Below are 308 nucleotides of genomic sequence, written 5' to 3' on the forward strand. Positions count from 1 at the left end.
TTCTATACTTTCACAAGCAAAAGCTAATAAAGAAAGTAAAGAAAATTCTAAAATAAGTTTTGCTAATGCTTTTTTAAAACAAAATGCTAGTAAGTTAAATGAAATTCAAAGTGCAAATTCACAAACTCTAGCAAGAAGTGAAGTATTAAATTCTACTAATACAACAAATACTAGCAATAATACTAATTTTAGTATAAGTAGTAAGACAAATTCTCCTAATTATGATATATCTAGTGAATTTAAAAACTCTATTTATACTCTAAAATATAAACAAGCAGATATAAGCACTTCTACCAATACAGCCTATG

The 308-nt window shown here is 24.7% G+C and carries 1 pseudogene; it reads left to right on the forward strand.

Annotation, left to right across the window (positions count from 1 at the left end):
* Positions 1 to 4: 4 nt before the first annotated feature.
* Positions 5 to 308: pseudogene (locus tag ELQ11_RS09770) on the forward strand (hypothetical protein); the annotation flags it as partial.

It is taken from the genome of Campylobacter sp. US50a, from assembly GCF_004379015.1.
Lineage (GTDB): Bacteria > Campylobacterota > Campylobacteria > Campylobacterales > Campylobacteraceae > Campylobacter_D > Campylobacter_D jejuni.